Origin of the sequence: Hyphomonas sp. L-53-1-40, from assembly GCF_000682775.1 — a bacterium.
In the GTDB taxonomy this organism is placed as follows: domain Bacteria; phylum Pseudomonadota; class Alphaproteobacteria; order Caulobacterales; family Hyphomonadaceae; genus Hyphomonas.
Genome location: NZ_AWFI01000001.1, coordinates 672,426 through 686,987, shown reverse-complemented (window position 1 = coordinate 686,987; position 14,562 = coordinate 672,426). Strand labels below are relative to the sequence as shown.

The 14,562-nt window shown below is 60.8% G+C and carries 14 protein-coding genes; 10 read left to right on the top strand and 4 right to left on the bottom strand.

All coding sequences use genetic code 11. The features are described from left to right. Positions 1 to 42 precede the first annotated feature (42 nt). Together L53_RS03225 and L53_RS03220 are read right to left on the bottom strand one after the other, a co-directional pair. Positions 43 to 1,107, bottom strand: a complete 1,065-nt coding sequence (locus tag L53_RS03225) for a hypothetical protein (RefSeq protein ID WP_156947797.1) — start codon at positions 1,105 to 1,107, stop codon at positions 43 to 45. Positions 1,108 to 1,212: 105 nt separating this feature from the next. Then, the gene (locus tag L53_RS03220) at positions 1,213 to 2,052 is read right to left on the bottom strand and encodes a hypothetical protein (RefSeq protein WP_051607509.1); all 840 of its coding nucleotides are present in this window, start codon (positions 2,050 to 2,052) and stop codon (positions 1,213 to 1,215) included. Positions 2,053 to 2,100: 48 nt separating this feature from the next. Here L53_RS03220 and L53_RS03215 point away from each other — a divergent pair, with 48 nt between their 5' ends. Then, positions 2,101 to 3,018, top strand: a complete 918-nt coding sequence (locus tag L53_RS03215) for a fatty acid desaturase family protein (RefSeq protein WP_034811451.1) — start codon at positions 2,101 to 2,103, stop codon at positions 3,016 to 3,018. Positions 3,019 to 3,025: 7 nt separating this feature from the next. Here the strand turns inward: L53_RS03215 and L53_RS03210 are convergent, their stop codons facing one another. Both L53_RS03210 and mutY read right to left on the bottom strand, forming a co-directional pair. Further along, entirely contained in the window at positions 3,026 to 4,969 is a 1,944-nt protein-coding gene (locus L53_RS03210; RefSeq protein ID WP_051607508.1) for a sialate O-acetylesterase, read from the bottom strand. A 79-nt stretch (positions 4,970 to 5,048) separates the two neighbouring features. Beyond that, on the bottom strand, positions 5,049 to 6,098 hold the full coding sequence (mutY, locus tag L53_RS03205; RefSeq protein WP_034811449.1) for an A/G-specific adenine glycosylase: 1,050 nt from the start codon (positions 6,096 to 6,098) through the stop codon (positions 5,049 to 5,051). Positions 6,099 to 6,136: 38 nt separating this feature from the next. On the opposite strand from mutY, the gene L53_RS16170 reads away from it, so the two are divergent. From L53_RS16170 to L53_RS03160, 9 genes are all read left to right on the top strand, one after another. Then, positions 6,137 to 6,718 carry a DUF721 domain-containing protein gene (locus L53_RS16170; protein ID WP_051607507.1) on the top strand — a complete coding sequence of 194 codons (582 nt, stop codon included), beginning with the start codon at positions 6,137 to 6,139 and terminating at the stop codon, positions 6,716 to 6,718. Between the two features lie 28 nt (positions 6,719 to 6,746). After that, on the top strand, positions 6,747 to 7,382 hold the full coding sequence (locus tag L53_RS03195) for a thioredoxin domain-containing protein (RefSeq protein WP_034811447.1): 636 nt from the start codon (positions 6,747 to 6,749) through the stop codon (positions 7,380 to 7,382). Positions 7,383 to 7,456: 74 nt separating this feature from the next. Next, entirely contained in the window at positions 7,457 to 8,128 is a 672-nt protein-coding gene (locus tag L53_RS03190) for a thioredoxin domain-containing protein (RefSeq protein ID WP_198019722.1), read from the top strand. Positions 8,129 to 8,146: 18 nt separating this feature from the next. Further along, a complete protein-coding gene (smc, locus tag L53_RS03185; RefSeq protein ID WP_034811445.1) occupies positions 8,147 to 11,608 on the top strand; it encodes a chromosome segregation protein SMC in 3,462 nt (1,153 codons plus the stop codon). Positions 11,609 to 11,757: 149 nt separating this feature from the next. After that, positions 11,758 to 12,114 (top strand): AtpZ/AtpI family protein, encoded by a 357-nt coding sequence (locus L53_RS03180; protein ID WP_051607505.1) that lies wholly within the window; start codon positions 11,758 to 11,760, stop codon positions 12,112 to 12,114. Then, positions 12,111 to 12,893, top strand: coding sequence for a F0F1 ATP synthase subunit A (locus tag L53_RS03175; protein WP_034811443.1), 783 nt, complete (start codon positions 12,111 to 12,113; stop codon positions 12,891 to 12,893). Before L53_RS03180 ends, L53_RS03175 begins: the two co-directional genes overlap by 4 nt. Before the next feature lie 116 nt (positions 12,894 to 13,009). Next, positions 13,010 to 13,246, top strand: a complete 237-nt coding sequence (locus L53_RS03170; protein WP_027838455.1) for a F0F1 ATP synthase subunit C — start codon at positions 13,010 to 13,012, stop codon at positions 13,244 to 13,246. Positions 13,247 to 13,329: 83 nt separating this feature from the next. Then, the gene (locus L53_RS03165) at positions 13,330 to 13,869 is read left to right on the top strand and encodes an ATP synthase F0 subunit B (RefSeq protein WP_034811441.1); all 540 of its coding nucleotides are present in this window, start codon (positions 13,330 to 13,332) and stop codon (positions 13,867 to 13,869) included. Between the two features lie 13 nt (positions 13,870 to 13,882). Then, positions 13,883 to 14,470: a hypothetical protein gene (locus L53_RS03160; protein ID WP_198019721.1), complete on the top strand. Its 588-nt coding sequence runs from the start codon at positions 13,883 to 13,885 to the stop codon at positions 14,468 to 14,470. Positions 14,471 to 14,562 lie beyond the last annotated feature (92 nt).

Below are 14,562 nucleotides of genomic sequence, written 5' to 3'. Positions count from 1 at the left end.
CGCTTGTTTCTGGCGTCACAGCACATTCGGGTGTTGTGACGCTCAGATTCGCGAGAACAGGTTTCTTGCGAGCGTTTCTGCGACCGCAGCATGGTTCGGGATCGTCCCCGAAAGCGTGATATTGAACTGATGCTCGCCCACATCGACCCAGATTGCGCTGTCACCCAAATAGCCATCTGATGCCGCGCGCGTCAGAATGACGGCCCGGTCTCCCAAACCGGAAATCGTTTCTCCGCCCATTTCCAACATTCTATCGAGGCTGGTATCGCCCTGCCCATACCGCGCGAGCGTTACGGACTTTGCATTCGCCCCGTAGCCACTACTCCATTTGCAACCTGCTGCCCCATAAACGGCGCTGTGCAGGCCATCTTCAGGCGTTGCATCGATCAAAGAGCCAACACTTTCCTCAGACCAGATTTCACAGAACTCCAGAGCGGGCACAATCTCCCGATACTGCTTTTCAATAGTCGGCGCGGTTGGCAGTTTGGCAGCAACTTCCTCGGCGGTTGCCGCAAGGCGCACAGGGTCTGTCTCCAGGCCCGTCACGAAGATCGTTACAAGCTTCTCATCCTGTTCAAATCCCATCGCATACGGGCGCTCTTTCTCCCACGCCGTATCGTACAGAATAACCGCCGCATCGCCGGGTCCGGGCTGGTCTTTCACAACAGGCGGCGTATCCAGATTGTAGACCCTGTCCCTTAGCGGTGTCGCGGTTGCAGCAGGAGCTACCGACACGACGACCGAGAAGCCCGCATTCTTGGACCACCTGCACGCCTCATTCGAAACCTCCCGACGGACCAGCTCATAATTTGTCTCGGCCGTCGCGACCGCCGTGGTGTCCGACAGAAATGGGCATGGCGCTGTTTCCTTAACGGTTTCGGCAACCAGACCAAACAAGGCGTCTCGATTGAGCGGCGTTGTCGGCAAGGCGGCGCGAGCCCCCTGTTCGGACGCATGATCATCCGCAGAGCCATCCGCCGACTCTGCTTGCTGTGACACCGAAGCCGACTGATCGGCCGATCCGGTTGCGGAGGTTTCATTTCCGCATGCTGCGAGCGTCAACACTGTGCCCAAGGCGCATAGTGTGAATGTGTTTCTGAATGTCATGGTACGTCCCCGATCTACTGTTCGAGAACTGTATAGGATGGACAGTCGGGAATGCCTAGGAATACCCGCCCTGTCGGGCGCGCCCGAACCAAAGCGGCGCAGACATCAGCCCCGCGACGCTTTTTCTATGGCATCATAATAGCGTTGCCAGCACGCTTGCCCGATCTGGTTGTATTCCAACATCTTGTCCGCCATCCGCAGGAACCCTTCCTGATCTCCGAGCGCCGGTGGCAGCAAAGGGTCGAAATTGATCGCCCGGATCACCGGCTGCCCGATCAGGAGGGTCTCGCGCGCTGCCTCATCCACGCTGCGCGCCGTCAAGCCAGCCAGACTGGTCTCCATGGCCTGGATCGCGCGCGCATAGGATTGCGACAACTCTTCCGGTGACCACAGGCGCGTCCAGTCAAACGCCCCCGCCATCGCGACCTGAGAGGCGCGGGTCAGAATGATACCGTCATCCGCGCCGATATCGATCAGACTGGTCCGATGCATGTCCAGTTCACTCGCCAGGTTGGCAGGACGAACCCAGAAACCTTCCTCCGTCTGCTGGTATCCGAACAGGGCCAACGCCCTCTCACGTGCCCGAAGCTGTTTGCGGTCACTCCGGCCAAGATGCTTGGTCAGCGCGACCAGCCAGTCGCCATTCCAGTCGACCACCCGGTCAGCCACGTTCTGCCATTGCTGCACACGTCGCTTGAGTGCCTGCGCTCTGGGGCCGGGAACATAGACACCACGTTCCGAGCTCTCCAGCAGATCATCCTTCATCAGGCGCGTCACAGCCACACGCAGGGTTGCCGCTTCGATCCCGAACAATGCCGCCGCATTGATAAGCCGGCCAATCGGCTGGGGCGCATCCGTCGTACTGCTCATCAAGGACAGGATAAGCGCGCGCGCTGACACGTCTTCAGACTTGAGAGGCTCAAAATAATACACGAATTGACTCATAATGAAATTTTATGTAACAAACCTTAAAGCACTGGATGGAGACCTGCCATGTCGAACACGATGAAGCTATCCGAAGCGCTGACAAAGGATGAGCTTCGCGAGTTGCGCAAGAAGTCTGACCTTCGCGCGCTGGCGACGCTGGTCTGGAATTGGGGGCTGATCTTTGCGGCTTTTGCGGTCGCCATCATCTGGCCAAATCCGCTGACGATCCTTGCAGGCATCCTCATTCTGGGCGGTCGCCAGCTCGGCTTGGGAATCATTAATCATGACTGCGCCCACCACGCCTTTTTCAAGAGTCAGAGGGTCGATGATTTCGTGGGCCACTGGATCGCGGGCGCGCCGATGAATATCTCTCTGCCCGCCTATCGCGCCTACCATTTGAAGCACCACAAATATGCGGGCACGCCAGACGATCCGGACATCATCTTTGTGAAGAACTACCCTGTCCCGAAGGACAGCCTGCGTCGAAAATTCGTGCGCGACCTGACCGGCCAGACCGGCCTGCGCGACACGCTGCGCAAAATCCGCAGCTTCAAACTATCGCGCAACTGGCCGTGGCTTACCTTCCATATCGCATTGGCCGGCACACTGACCGCTGTTGGCGCACCTTGGGCCTATCTCATGTGGTGGGCGGCAGAACTCTTCATCTATCCAGCCATCGTGCGCCTACGCCAGATCGGCGAGCATGGCACCGCAAAAGACCGGACCAGCCTCGACCCGCGCCTGAACACCGGCACCACGGTCGCCCCCTTCTGGCAGCGCGTGCTGATCGCCCCGAATGATGTGAACTATCATCTCGAGCATCACATGTTTGCATCAATTCCGCCTTACAGGCTGAAACGGCTCCACAAGCTGCTGTCATCGCGCGGCTATTACGAGACATTTGATTGCATCTCGCATGGCTATGACGATGTCATCCGCCGCGCTGTCCGCAATGATGCCCCAGAGATGGTGCCTGCCGAATAGGCTGGCACTATTCAACCGCGATCCAGAAAGGACCGGCCGGCATCCCCGCCCCGTCGAAGAGATTGCATAGGGGGGAATTGCCCTGACAATAGCGGACCTCGGACACCGCCTCATCTTCTGCCTGCACGACCACAGTTTCGCCATCGAGTTCGGCTGAAGCATAGCTGCACGCATACGCATCGCACAGCTCCATGCCAACAACACTCCCTGCACTGACCGTCACCAAGCCGTCTTCCGCACCCTCAAACGTAATGCGAATTGTGCTGCCGTCTCGCACGGCCCGACTCGCTACGGCGCCAGACGCGCCTGCATCCACCTCATCATAAACGAGAGACTTCATCACCCGCACGACCCGTTCAGCCACCGCGAGCTTGTTCGGCGGATGAATGTCCACCGGATCGCCCATATCAATCGTCACGGCGAGCCCCACACGATCATCCCTGGCGGCGACGCGGCGCATGGATTCACGGATCACGCCCCAGCCCGGCTTGCCTGCCTCTGTGGGAAACGCGCCATATCGCGGCAGTTGCACGACAGTTACCGGCAAGTCAGCTTCAAACTTTTCGCGCCAATCCTGCACCAGCAGGTCGAGCAGACTTTCATAGGCGACGCCATCCCCCGCATTGGATTCGCCCTGATACCAGATTGCCCCTTTCAGACGGATGCCTGCCAGCGGCGCAATCATCGCATTGTGCAACATCGTGTAACCCTTGATCGTGAACCAGGGCGCAGGCTTTGGAGCGCTAACGGCTGAATTCACTTTGCGATAGGCCCATCCTTCGGCCAGCGATAGGCTGGAGCCGTCCTTCAATTCCACGTGCAATTCAGAGTCCGGTCCGTTCATGCCGCCATCGCCGTAGTCATTGTGGACGTTGACCAGAATAGTGTTCTTGCCTGGCTTGAGGAGATCGGCTGAAACCTCGTACGCGCGCAATCCTCCCCAATGGAATGTCGTGCCAATTGCCGTGCCGTTCAGCCAGGTCATGTCGGTATCATCGACCGCGCCAATATGGATCGTCGCAGCCTGCTCTGCCTGCTGAGGAGTCAGATCAAAACTTACCTTGTGCCAGACCATACCGAGATGATCGGTGAGTTCCGGGTCTCCCCATTTCCGCCAGTCGCGCAGCGTGCCGGGCACGGGCTTCCACTCGCCTGCGTCTGTATCCTCCCACGGCGCAGTTCCTTCCGTCGCGGGGTCGTCCCGCCAGCTCTGCTGCCAGCGTTCTGAATAGATCTTCGCCGCCGCACCGCGGTCGGCCTTGTAGGTTTCCAGCAAGGCCACTTGTTCGGCATGTTCCGGCATTGCGCCGATGATCTTGCCATCAATCCAGGGCTCGATGCGTGAGCCGCCCCAGCTCGAATTGATCAGACCAACAGGAACATCATAGGCTTCTGACAATGCCCGCCCGGCATAGTAACAGACTGCCGAGAATCCCGCTGCGGTCTCCGGCGTCGTGACGGCCCAAGCGCTGTCGCCCGGCAAGTCCGCATTCGGAGCAAGCGAGAGATCCTTTTCGACTTGCAGCAGGCGAATATTGGAGTGGTTCGCAGCGGCGACTTCCCGTTCAGCATAGGTCACACGTGACAGTGGATATTCCATGTTCGACTGGCCGGAACACAAGAACACATCGCCCGCCAGCACATCCTCTAACGCCTGCACTGTATCACCTTCGACGGTGACGGAAATTTCATGTGATCCGCCTGCTGAAAGCTCGGGAAACTCGACCCACCATCGGCCGTCCCGGCCGGCACGAACAGGCGTGGACGCCGCGTCCAGCGAAACGATGAATTCCGCGCCGGGATCCGCCGTGCCGAACAGGCGCACCGGTGCATCGCGCTGGATCACCATATGGTCACCGAATACGCTGGCGAGCTTCGGCGCCTCTGCATGTGCGCCCAGTCCAATCAGGGCCAATGCCCCGCATGCCATCATCGTCTTGCTGGTAAACATGTCCTGTTCCGCCCTCTTGTATTTTGGCAGGAACTTTCCCGAAGGCGATGATATTGTCCAGTGTTAGCGGTAACTAAATTTATGCAACTGCCAGCCGGAACGCCTTGGCAAACACGCTCGGCAGGCCTTCGACCTCATCAACTTTGACCCACTGTCCATTGGCAACCTTCGGCTTGCGCGATGCCTCGGCGCGCATCACCCGAAAGCGAAACGCGAAATGCGTGAAAACATGGCGTACCTCGCCGACCTCCTCCCAGGCCGCTTCGGCAGGCGAAGGCGTTGGCGGAAAATCGCCCTCCACCCAATCGCCCGTCGGCAGCGCCAGCATCCCGCCGAGCAGGCCCTTGTCCGGGCGGCGCACCAGCAGCGCTTCCCCCTTCACGACCAACACATAGGCAATTCCAAACCGTACGGGCTTTGGCACTTTTGCGGGCTTGATCGGATAGCGTTCAGGCGCCCCTTCGGCCCGCGCTGCGCACAGGGACGACAGTGGACAGATCAGGCAGTTCGGCTTGGTCGGCGTGCACACGGTTGCGCCCAGATCCATCAGCGCTTCAGCAAATTCTCCCGGCCGGTCCTCCGGCACCAGCGCCCGCACTGTTTCGGCAATCACCTTCTTCTCAGCGGCCCATTCGCCTTTCAATGCCAGCAGGCGCGCGAACACGCGGTCGACATTACCATCCACCGCCGCCGCTTTCTGGTCAAAGGCAATCGCCGCGATCGCGCCAGCCGTATATGGCCCGATACCGGGCAGTTTGCGCAGCTCGGCCTCTGTTTCCGGAAAGCCTCCGCGTGCGGCGACTTCACGCGCACATTTCAGCAAATTCCGCGCTCGCGCATAATAGCCGAGGCCCGCCCACGCACTCATCACCTCTTCATCCTTTGCCGCCGCCAGCGCCTCAATGGTTGGCCAGCGCGTAAGGAAGGTATGAAAGTATGGGGTGCCATGCGGGATGGTCGTCTGCTGCATCATGATCTCGCAGAGCCAGACACGGTACGGGTCAGGCCGCTCGCCCACAGCCCGGTCTGCCGGCAGCGTGCGCCAGGGCAAGTCGCGTGCATGGCGTTCGAACCACGGCAGCAATTTGCCCGGCAGGCTGTTCAAATTTCTGTGCTTTGCCGGTGCCATGCCTTTTCCTCGCCCGAAAGCCGTGCAATCTCGTACGAATGGTCACGAGATCAACCCTTGATCCCATAGAGGAAGCACGCGCGCGCGTCCGCCTGCGCTACCAGCGCGCGACACGCACTTATTCCAACATGCGCCAGGTCGGGCTTGCCGCGGAACGGGTCGGGCGTAAATCCGGCGCCAAGAAACTGCCCCCCATTCAGGTACTCCGCCAGCGCTGGCGCGAGATCGCAGGCGAACAACTCTATAAATACTGCCGCCCGGAGCGGCTCAGCGGTGGCAAGGATGGTCGCGTGCTGACCCTGCTCGTCGTGCCGCAAGCCGCCCCGATGGTGCAGCACCAGTCCGAAACGCTGCGACAGCGCGTGTCAGTGTCCGCTGGCGGCGACATTACCGCCATCAAGATCAAGCAGGGATCGCTCGGCACAGAACCGCCCAAGACGCTGCGTCGCAAAACGCGTCCGCTCTCACTGAAAGAGCGCAAGGAACTTGAGGAATCGACCTCCGGAATCCAGAACGACAAGCTGCGCGCCGCAATTGTTGCACTCGGCGAGGCCATGTTAACCGCAGAAGATACGCCGCCCCCTGCCAAGCCTGGCAAGGATGGCGGCCTGCCATTCTGATCCCGCCCTGCCCGCAAGGAGCCCCGACATGCTGAAATCCATTATGACTGCCGTCACGGCTGCCGCCTTCCTGGCCATGCCTGCCCTTGCCGAAGACCTGTCTGTTGGCCACTCCAAGGGCTCAAAAGATGCACCGCTAACGATCATCGAATACGGGTCTCTCACATGCGGTGGGTGCAAATACTTCCACGACAAGATCCTGCCGCGCATCGAGGCTGACTATATCGAGACCGGCAAGGTCCGTTTCATCTTCCGTGAAGTCCTGCGCAACGATGTCGATACGGCTCTCGTGACCATGGCGCGCTGCGCTGGCCGGGACAAATTCTTCGAGGCAACCGGCACAATGTTTGCGCGTCAGCCTGATGTCATCAAGTCGGCGCAAGCTGGTACAGTGCTCGACACTTTCATCGAGATCGGCACGCCCTACGGCATTCGGGACGTCGACACGTTCAATGCCTGCTACACCGACATGAATGTCCGGCTCGACATGGCCGAAGTGCAGGAAAGCGCCGAGGCATATGAGCTGCGCGGCACGCCAACGCTGGTTATCAATGGCGAGGAAAAATACGTCGATGACGACTTCAAGTCGGCCGATGCGTTCGCCGCTTATCTCGACACACAGCTTGCCGCACTCTCCGATTCGACCGGTTCAGAGGCAAATTAGTTAACAGAACAGGTGGTTGCAGTTAATCAATTGGCAACCAAACCGACTCAATCCTTAACGCGAAGGTTATGATCATGAATTTCTTCTCACGACGCACTGCGCTTGCAGCGATTTCAGCGCTGGCCCTGGTCGCCTGTGGCGACACCGGTGCCGACACATCGCCTGCAGGTGGCAACGCCGTGACAGCTGGCAGCGAGCTTGGCCACGTCAAAGGGGCGGCAGACGCACCTGTCACCCTGATCGAATATGCCTCGCCCACCTGCCCAGCATGCAAATACTGGCATGATGACATCCAGCCAGTTGTCCAATCGGACTATATCGACTCCGGCAAGGTGAAACTCGTCTTCCGCGAATACCCACTCCACGCGCCGGATGTTCCTGCTTACCTCGTCGCCATGTGCGCGGGCGAAGACAAGTATTTCGACGTGCTGGACGAGCTGTTCGAATACCAGTCCGGCATCATCGAATCCGCGCAAAACGGCGTCCTGAAGGCCATGCTCCAGACTATCGGCCAGCGGCACGGCATTGAAACCGAAGCCGACTTCGATGCCTGCATGAACAATCGCGACCTGCGCCAGCAGATGGCGGACATCTACCAGACGTCCGAAAAGTTCGGCGTCACCGGCACACCGACCTTCATCATCAATGGTGAAGTGCATCAGTTCGCCAACATGAACTCCGCTGAGAAAGTCACAGCCGCGCTGGACGCCGCGCTTGAAGCTGCAGGCGTCTCCACAGACGAGTAGGCATATGGGGCAGCCAGTATGAAGATAACCGAACTCCGTATTGCTGGCTTCAAATCCTTTGTGGACCCTCAGGACGTGCCAATCGAACCCGGCCTGACCGGGATCGTCGGGCCAAATGGCTGTGGCAAGTCCAACCTGCTGGAAGCCCTTCGCTGGGCCATGGGCGCAAGCTCTGCACGTGCCATGCGCGGCGGGGAGATGGATGACCTCATCTTCTCCGGCGCAGATGGCCGTCCCGCCCGCGAGACCGCTGAAGTCACGCTCGTGCTGGACAATTCCAAGCGCACCGCGCCACCGGAATTCAACGCCTCCGACACACTGGAAGTCATTCGCCGCCTGAAGCGCGGCGCAGGCTCCACTTACAAACTGAACGGACGCACCGTACGCGGCAAGGACATCCAGCTTCTGTTCGCGGATGCTTCGACCGGCGCGAACTCCCCGGCTCTCGTGCGCCAGGGTCAGATTTCGGAACTGATCGGCTCCAAGCCGCAGAACCGCCGCCGCATCCTTGAGGAAGCCGCCGGCATTGCAGGCCTCAATTCTCGTCGTCACGAAGCCGAGCTGAAACTGAACGGCGCCGAGACCAATCTGGAGCGCCTGTCCGAAGTCTCCGCTGAGGTCGAGCGTCAACTGGCCAGCCTCAAACGTCAGGCCGCCAAGGCCCGCAAGTACAAGCGCCTGTCTGAGGAGATCCACGCCCTCGACGCCCTGATCGCGCATCTGCGCTGGCATGAGGCCAAGCTCGCCTGCGACACTGCCCGCACGCGATTGGACGAGGCCCGCCACGCGGTTGAGGAAAAGACACGCGAAGATGCGATGCGTGAACGCGAGCGCATTGAGGCCGGTGAAGGACTCAATCCTCTGCGCGAAGCTGAAAGCGTTGCCGCCGCCAAGCTCGGACAGGCCCGCATCACGCTGGCAAGGCTGGAAACCGAGCGCAAGGTCGCCGCCGAGACCCATGAACGCCTCGATGCCGAAGCGACCCGCCTGATGGAAGACATCGAGCGCGAGCAGGATCAGAAACTCGAAGCCGAAGACGCCCTCGCCCACGCAAAGTTTGAGCTGTCTTCGCTGCCGGTCCTGAACGAGGCCCAAAACGAGGAAATCGAGGCCGAGACCCGGAAGGCGCTTGAAGACGCCCGCACACGTCTCGCGGGCGCCGAGAAAGCAGCCGACGAAGCGCAGGAACGCCTGTCGGAAGTGCGTGCCCAGCGCCGCGCTTCGGAGGAAAACGCCTCCGCTCAGCGGCGTCGCCAGTCTCAGCTCAGCTCTGAAATCGACCGCCTGAAAGGCGAAATGGCCCGGATCGAAGATGCCGTGTCACTGGTCGGCCGCCTGCGCGATGCCAAGGCTGCCGAACAGGACGCTGAAGCCGCCCTGCAAAACGCCGAACGCGCCGTCGAAACCGCCGAGGCTACGCTCAATTCGACCCGTGAGGCGGAAACGTCCGCACAGGCACCCCGGGATGCGGCCCAGCAAGACGTGCGCGCGCTCGAGGCCGAAATTTCTGGTCTGCACAAGCTGCTTCGCAAGGCCGAAGGCCCGAAAGCTCCCCCAGTTGTCGAGCGCATTCGCACGCAGGATGGCTACGAGAAAGCCATTGCAGCCGCTCTGGGCGACGATATCGAAGCGCCAACTGATCGCTCTGCCGCAATGTATTGGGGCGGCGCGTCGCTGGCTTCGCAATCCCTGCCGCAGGGTGCCCGCCCGCTGACAGATGTGACCGAGGCTCCCGGCGAACTCGCGGCGCGGCTCGCCCAATGCGGCGTTGTAGACGTGGCCGATGGCGAGCGCCTGATGGCCCAGCTCCAGCCCGGCCAACGCCTGGTTTCCGTCGATGGGCATCTCTGGCGCTGGGATGGTTACATCCGCACACCAGATGCACCGGTCAGCGCAGCTGCACGTCTTGAACAACAGGCCCGGCTTGAAGCTGCCGAAGCTGAACTGCCCGCTCTGACCGCCACCTATGAGGCGCGTGAAGCAGACCTTGTAGCTGCCCGTGACGCCCGTCGGACGGCTGAGGTGAAACTCCGCGACCTGCGCCAGGCCATTGCCCCGGCCCAGCGCGCGCTCAGCGAGGCACGCAATCGCGTCTCACAGGAAGCACAAGCCTCCGAACGCGCAGCCATGAAGCGTGACACAAGCGGAGAAGCCCTCACCCGCGCCGAGGCCGACCTCGCCATCGTCAACGAAACGCTGGCCATGATTGCACCGGAAGGCCCGGCGGAAGATGAAGCTGCGCTCGAAACCCGGCTCGCCGAAGCGCGCACGATGGTGGCCGAAGCCCGCACCGCTGAGATCGAAGCGCGCGGCCGCCTGACAGACATTACACGCGGCCGCGAACAAGCTGCTGCGCGTCGCGATGGCCTTGAACGCGACATCAAGACATGGTCCGGCCGCATTACCGCGACCGAGGAGCGCGTCGCGCGCCTGATCGAGCGCCGCCAGTCTGCCGCTTCCGATGCCCTGGCCGCCAAGGCACGCCCCGAACAGCTGGCCGGTGAGATCGAGAACCGGAGCAATGAAGTCGAAGCGCTGGAAGCCGAACGCAAGCGCGTCGCAGACCAACTGGCCGAGAAAGAAGCCGCTATCCGCGAAGCCGAACAGGCCGCCCGCGCGGCCGCCAATGCCGCCTCGGAAGCCCGCGAGAACCTCGCCGGTTGGAAGGTGAAGCTCGAAAACGCCGAAGGCCGCCTCGAAGAATCGGTAGAGATCGCCCGCAATAATTTCCAGCGTACGCCGGAAGGCCTGCTGGCCATCGCCGAAGCGGGCCTCGAAGAAGAGACGATGGGCGAGTTCACGCCCCGCGATGCCGAGCGCCGCGCCGATGAACTCCGCCGCACGCGCGACCAGCTGGGCGGCGTGAACATGAACGCCGAGGAAGAAGCCGAAGAACTCGAAGAACGGCTCGGTTCGCAGGTCACCGAGAAGGAAGACCTCGTCGCTGCGATCGCCAAGCTGCGCCAAGGCGTCGATGCCCTGAACGCCGAAGGCCGCGAGCGCCTGCTGAAGGCATTCGAGCAGGTCAATGAACACTTCAAGGCGCTGTTCACGGCCCTGTTCCGCGGCGGCCAGGCTGAACTGCGCCTCGTCGATGCCGATGACCCGCTGCAAGCCGGGCTCGAAATCATGGCCCAGCCACCCGGCAAGAAGCTCGGCACGCTGAACCTGATGTCCGGCGGCGAACAGGCCTTGACGGCCGCCGCGCTGATCTTTGCGGTCTTTCTGTCCCGCCCCGCGCCGATCTGTGTGCTGGACGAGGTGGACGCGCCGCTCGATGACGCCAATGTCGACCGTTTCTGCAACATGCTGAACGAAATGCGCCAGCGCACCGATACGCGCTTCGTGGTGATTACCCACAATCCGGTCACGATGAGCCGGATGGACCGTCTTTTCGGCGTCACGATGCGGGAAAAAGGCGTTTCCAAGCTGGTTTCTGTGGACCTGCAGGCAGCCGAAGAGCTCGTTGCGGCGGAGTAGCGCACACCCACACTATAGAAATCCAATAGAATCAGACCTCTAGCTTTCTGCAATCGCGGTTGACTTGCCTGCCCCCAATACATAGTTTGCGCCGAAATCCGGGGGGCACCCCATCAGAAGGGATTCGCTTGCGCGAAGCTTAGCAAACCATGTCCAGTGAAGGCCCGAACGACCTCGGTGAACGTATCGCCCAGGCCCAGGCGGCCAGAGCAGCAAAGGATGCGGCAAAACGCAAGTTGGATGCAGATGATGGAAGTCTTTCGGCCGGGGCCTACGCCCTGCGATACGGCGCGGAGTTTGTCGCCTGCATCTTTGTCGGAGGCCTGATTGGTTTCTGGATTGACGCGTTCGCAGGAACAAAACCCTGGGGCCTGCTGATTGTCGGGACACTCGGCTTCGCAGCAGGTATACGAGCGATGATGCGCGCCTATCGGGAGCTGAATGCCCGGGCGCTAGGAAATTTATCGGAGCCTGAGGCTCCAACAGACGGGACCGGGAACGAATGAATTTCGCTCTGCAAAACACCGCGATTGATCCGATCCACCAGTTTCAGGTCAGCAAATGGCTCGACCTGAGCATTTTTGGTGTCGACATTTCCTTCACCAATGCTTCGGGCTTCATGCTGCTGGGCGTGGTGCTCTGCATCGCTTTCTTCGGCTATGCCGCCTCCAAGAAAGCTTTGGTACCGGGCCGTACGCAATCCATGGCCGAGATCGGCTATGGCTTCGTCGCCGACATGGTCCGCTCGACCGCTGGTGAAGAAGGCCTGCGCTTCTTCCCGTTCGTCTTCACGCTCTTCTTCTTCGTATTCTTTGCCAACATGATCGGCATGGTGCCTTACGCCTTCACCACAACCAGCCATCTGGTTGTCACCGGCGCACTGGCCATGCTCGTCATTTCCATCGTTATCGGCTTCGGCATCTGGAAAAACGGCCTCAGCTTCTTCAAGCTGTTCGCCCCATCGGGCGCCCCTTGGCCGATCTATTTCATCCTCGTGCCAATCGAGGTCATTTCCTTCCTGGCCCGTCCGGTCACACTGGCGCTGCGTCTGTTCGCCAACATGCTGGCCGGTCACATCATGCTGAAACTGTTTGCAACCTTTGCAGCCCAGCTCATCGGCGCGGCCCTGTCCGGCGCGGTGTTCATGGGTGTGGTTGGCATACTGGCCTTCGGTATGGGTATCGCGCTCAACGCACTCGAACTTCTTGTGGCAGGTCTTCAGGCCTATGTTTTCGCAATCCTGACCTGCGTTTACCTGAACGACGCACTGCACCCGTCACACTAAGGACTCTTCGCCAGTGCGGCCCCTGGGCACGCACTAAAAAACTTGACGCAGCCTAGCGAACACGCTTCACGGGCCGCAAATTATTGAAACCCTTGCATTCCAAACAGGAGACGACCATGGAAGGCGATATCGCACTCGGCCTCAAATATGTAGGCGCTGGCCTCGCAACTCTCGGCATGATCGGTGCCGCGATCGGTGTGGGCAACATCTTCAGCTCGTTCCTCGACGCTGCCATGCGCAACCCGTCCGCTGCTCCGCAGCAGACCGGTAACCTCTTCATCGGTATGGCCCTCGCAGAGGCACTCGGCATCCTGTCGTTCCTCGTGGCCGTCCTGATCCTGTTCGTGGTCTAAGCCACTTACACGCCAAGAACGGGCCGGCGGACTTGATAGACCACCGGCCCGATCCAGCCTGATGCTGCACTTGAGGTACTGAAATGCTGCTCGCCCTGCTTGCGGAAACTGCCCATCACCTACCGGATGACGCGCCGCCTCCGTTCCCGCCTTTTGAGGCGTGGCACATGCCGGGCCAGTTGTTCTGGCTCGCGATCCTTTTCGCGACCCTCTACTTCTCCCTCTCGCGCTTCATCCTGCCAAAGATGTCGGACACGATCGAAAAACGGTCTGACCGCATCGCCTCTGATCTTGATCAGGCAGCCAAGCTGAACGAGCAGGCCACCGAAGCCCAGCAGGCGCTCGAACTGCGCATTGCCCAGGCCAAGGCGAAAGCCCGCGAAACAGCGAACAAGGCAGCGGCCAAGATTGATGCCGAAATGACGGCTGAAACGGCTCGCGTCGACGCCGAGATCGAAAAGAAGCTGGACGCTGCCGAAGAGCGGATCTCCGCCCTGCGCGCAACGGCCATGCAGAATGTCGAACAGATCGCTGTAGACGCAGCTGACGCCATGACGGCTCGTTTCGGCCTCAAGGCCTCCGCGGCTGACCTCAAGAAAGCCGTTTCGACGGCTCTGAATTAAGAGAGACATGCAGATGACCCTTCGTCTTGCCCCTGCCCTCACCTTCTCTGCGCTGGTCGCATCGCCCGCCTTTGCCGCATCTGATGCGCATGGCGGTGGCGGCTTCATCGGCGGCTTCATGTATTCGCTGACCGATCCGGTTACGCACACCGCATTCCTGGCTTTCGCGGCCTTTCTGTTGATCGCATGGCGCATGGGCGCCCTGAAGACGATCCTCGGCGGCCTCGACAAGCGCGCAGACGACATCCGCAACGAGTTGGAAGAAGCCCAGAGCCTGCGCGAGCAGGCAGCTGAAGCCCTCGCCCTCGCTGAGCGTCGCCAGCAGGATGCAGACAAGGAAGCCGAAGCGATGATCGCCCAGGCCAAGGACGACGCCAAGCGGATCATGAAAGAGGCTCGCAAGGATATTGCAGACCGCCTCGCCCGCCGCGAAGCGCTGGCCGAAGCTCGCATCACCCGCGCCGAAGCCGAAGCGACCGAGGAAGTCCGCCGCGCCGCTGCAGACGCTGCCACGGTCGCTGCGAAACGCCTTCTGGCCGAAGACACTGCCGTGGACCAGTTCGAATCCGCTGCCCGCGAAATCGAAAAAGCCCTCGGCTAGACGGGGAAACCTTCCGGCCTCTCCCCGGCCCATATCTTTCAAGACCCCTGACCTGCTGTGCAGTTCAGGGGTTTTTTGTGTCTTCTATCCCA

What these genes read in the sequence shown, in the direction of transcription:
- L53_RS03225 (WP_156947797.1), bottom strand. Translation starts at nt 1,107, where the DNA reads ATGACATTCAGAAACACATTCACACTATGCGCCTTGGGCACAGTGTTG.
- L53_RS03160 (WP_198019721.1), top strand. Translation starts at nt 13,883, where the DNA reads ATGACCCTTCGTCTTGCCCCTGCCCTCACCTTCTCTGCGCTGGTCGCA.
- L53_RS03190 (WP_198019722.1), top strand. Translation starts at nt 7,457, where the DNA reads ATGAATTTCTTCTCACGACGCACTGCGCTTGCAGCGATTTCAGCGCTG.
- L53_RS16170 (WP_051607507.1), top strand. Translation starts at nt 6,137, where the DNA reads ATGGTCACGAGATCAACCCTTGATCCCATAGAGGAAGCACGCGCGCGC.
- L53_RS03210 (WP_051607508.1), bottom strand. Translation starts at nt 4,969, where the DNA reads ATGTTTACCAGCAAGACGATGATGGCATGCGGGGCATTGGCCCTGATT.
- L53_RS03180 (WP_051607505.1), top strand. Translation starts at nt 11,758, where the DNA reads ATGTCCAGTGAAGGCCCGAACGACCTCGGTGAACGTATCGCCCAGGCC.
- L53_RS03175 (WP_034811443.1), top strand. Translation starts at nt 12,111, where the DNA reads ATGAATTTCGCTCTGCAAAACACCGCGATTGATCCGATCCACCAGTTT.
- L53_RS03170 (WP_027838455.1), top strand. Translation starts at nt 13,010, where the DNA reads ATGGAAGGCGATATCGCACTCGGCCTCAAATATGTAGGCGCTGGCCTC.
- mutY (WP_034811449.1), bottom strand. Translation starts at nt 6,098, where the DNA reads ATGGCACCGGCAAAGCACAGAAATTTGAACAGCCTGCCGGGCAAATTG.
- L53_RS03220 (WP_051607509.1), bottom strand. Translation starts at nt 2,052, where the DNA reads ATGAGTCAATTCGTGTATTATTTTGAGCCTCTCAAGTCTGAAGACGTG.
- L53_RS03195 (WP_034811447.1), top strand. Translation starts at nt 6,747, where the DNA reads ATGCTGAAATCCATTATGACTGCCGTCACGGCTGCCGCCTTCCTGGCC.
- L53_RS03165 (WP_034811441.1), top strand. Translation starts at nt 13,330, where the DNA reads ATGCTGCTCGCCCTGCTTGCGGAAACTGCCCATCACCTACCGGATGAC.
- L53_RS03215 (WP_034811451.1), top strand. Translation starts at nt 2,101, where the DNA reads ATGTCGAACACGATGAAGCTATCCGAAGCGCTGACAAAGGATGAGCTT.
- smc (WP_034811445.1), top strand. Translation starts at nt 8,147, where the DNA reads ATGAAGATAACCGAACTCCGTATTGCTGGCTTCAAATCCTTTGTGGAC.